Here is an 891-nt window from a genome sequence, read left to right as displayed (position 1 = left end):
GCCGAGTGCACGCCGCAGAACGTGCCGGCGGATCCGGCGGCCAACACCAAGGCGTGCTTCCCGACGCTGTGGAAGCCGCCGGGGTACAGCAGTCAGCAGAAGGACTGGTTCCACAAGTACACGGTCAAGAGCGTGCGGACGCAGGACCTGCACACCGTCAACCAGGACGGGACGTATCCGTCGCTGCTGACGACGTACAAGTACGTGGGGGACGCGGCCTGGCATTACGACGACAGTGAGCTGGCGAAGGCCGACGAGCGGACGTACTCGCAGTTCCGGGGGTACGGGACGGTGGAGACGCGTACGGGTGACACCTCGGTGTTCCACAAGAACAACGGTGTGGCGGTCAACGACCGGTTGACGCTGTCGCGGACGTTCTACTTCCGGGGCATGTCGCACAACACCCCCGACGGTACGGGTGGCAGTACGGTCAACCTGGCCTCGCAGGACGGCAGGTACAGCTACGAGGACCGCAACGAGCTGGCCGGGCGGGTGTTCGAGACGGACACCCACACCGGGGACGGGGGGCCGGTCGACAGTGCGACGGTGACCCTGCCGACGGTCATCGGCCCGACGGCGACCCGTACCCGCACGGGGTTGCGGCCGCTGACGGCGCAGATGGTGCGGGACGCGAAGGTGTACAACCGCAAGGCCGTCTCGTACGGCTGGCGGGAGACCGAGACCGACACGTTCTACAACACGGCGCTGAACCAGACCACCACCGGCCTGCCGGTGCAGGTCGCCGACCGGGGCGAGAGCGCGGCGGCCGGCAACGTGCCCAAGTGCAGCTGGAGCCGGTACGCGGTCAACTCCGCCAAGTCGCTGGCCCTGACCGCCGAGACCATCACCACCACCCAGGACTGCCCCAACGCCGGGGCCACCCCGACCGGG

1 pseudogene is annotated in these 891 nt (G+C 68.5%); it reads left to right on the top strand.

The annotated features are described in order from the left end of the window. Nucleotides 1-891 (top strand): annotated as a pseudogene (locus ABD345_RS39965) (hypothetical protein); the annotation flags it as partial.

The organism is Kitasatospora saccharophila, assembly GCF_039529925.1.
In the GTDB taxonomy this organism is placed as follows: Bacteria; Actinomycetota; Actinomycetes; order Streptomycetales; family Streptomycetaceae; genus Kitasatospora; species Kitasatospora saccharophila.
The sequence above is the reverse complement of the archived record's forward strand: the minus strand, read 5'-3'. Positions and strand labels throughout refer to the sequence as shown.